Annotated in this window: 2 protein-coding genes; both read right to left on the reverse strand. The window is 43.4% G+C overall.

The annotated features are described in order from the left end of the window. On the reverse strand, positions 1–1,195 hold a 1,195-nt coding region (locus tag AC1DWB_RS34585; protein WP_477545600.1), incomplete at its 3' end, for a response regulator. A 2-nt stretch (positions 1,196–1,197) separates the two neighbouring features. Continuing rightward, positions 1,198–1,763: sensor histidine kinase (locus AC1DWB_RS34590; RefSeq protein WP_477545601.1), on the reverse strand; the 566-nt coding region annotated here is incomplete at its 5' end.

Raw genomic sequence — 1,763 nt, forward strand, 5'->3', positions numbered from 1 at the left:
CATCTACATCTGCTGCCAAAGTGCTCCCTGATTTAAATTTCGCTGCAATGTCCCTGTAGAAGTCTCGAAGCAGAGGCGCGATGATCGACTTATGAATTTTGTTCTCCACCATATATTGATTTAAATAAGCAAATTGTTTTTGTAGATCTTCCTTGGAAACCTCCCTTTGCAGCCAAGCAAGACAATCAGTTAGTTTCTGCTGAAAGATTGCCTTTCTTTCATCTTGGTACTGGAAACGATGCGAGGGTGTCTTTACTACTTTCTCTACATGATAATAAAAATCCTCACTCACATCTTTGGCTTCCATGTATGCTTTTTTGATGGATTCCCAGCCACGTTGCGGTCCACCAAATGCTACGGATACGGGTTGATTCAAGTATTGATTCAAGTGGGTCACGAGCTGGCTGCCCAACGTTTGGCAAGCCTGCTCCGTGTCCATGTCGCTGCGATTATGGGCCCACGAAAGAAATCCGATAAAACGATTGTCGTATATATCCGTAGCTACACCCACACCAAAATTCATCAAAGTTTCTTCCATTACATTGGTGATGGCATATTTCAAGATGTTTTGGTCAGCTGCCGAATATTCATTTCGAAAGCTTTCATAATGGTTCATTTCAACAATAAAGCAGCAGTAATAGGCTTGGAAAAAATGAAATTGCATTCGGTTTGCGAAATCCGATGCCCGATGAGAAGGAATCTCGCCTCTTATCAGCTCGTTGAAAAACTGTTTGCGTACTCTGTATTTATTTTCTAGAACGGACACGTTTAATGATTGGAATTCCTCTTCTTTTTTCTTGAGCTCATCCAATATCCCGACTGCCTTGTCCAAAGCTCGTTCCAAATCAGCTTCCCTCAGTGGAACCTTAACAATGTATTCCAATACGTTGGCATGAATAGCTCTCTGTGCATATTCAAAAGAAGAATAGGCTGTCAAGAGTATATATTGGGTATGGGGAAGCGCCGGCTTTAACTGCTCAATCATGGAAATTCCATCCATTTGCGGCATGACGATATCGGAGATAATGATATCCGGTCCAAGCCTTAAGATCTCCTCAACTCCCTTCACACCGTTATTCGCTTTCCCGACTAAGCGGAATCGTTGTTCCTTATTCGAGAGCTCTCGAAAGAACAGCTCCAGTCTTTGAATGATCAGATCTTCATCATCAACGATGAAACAGGTGTAAGTTCTCACCCTCATGCATCTCCTTTAAATAGGCTCGCCGGGAATACTGCGCGGACACGGGTTTCTTTCTTCGGTGTGCTTATGATTTGCAGCCCAAACCGTTCACCATAATGAAGTCTTATTCGACCATGAATATTATTCAACCCGATTCTCTTCCTTTTCACTTCCAGATCACTCGATTCTGCATGTAAAATATGCTCTATTGTATCCGCTGGAATTCCCTCGCCTTGATCAACTACTTCTATCACGACGAAGCCGTCCTCCCTGTACGCATGAATGGTGATGGGACCTTCGATTTCCCCCCCGCTATACCCATGGAAGATACTGTTCTCCACGATGGGCTGCAGCAGCATTCGAAAAACGGGAAAATCCAATAACCCCTCTTCGATATTTTCTACTAAACTGAAATGCCGGTTATAGCGGATGTTCTGAATCGCAATATAGTCCGATACATTCTGTAATTCCTGACGCAGTGAAACTTTCTCCGAAGCGTCCGAAATCCCGTATTCCAATAATGAAATAAGGGAGCCGATCACCACATCCACYTTATGTAATTGCCCAAGGCGGATGACATTGC

The organism is Paenibacillus sp. P4_E11 (genome assembly GCF_056401635.1).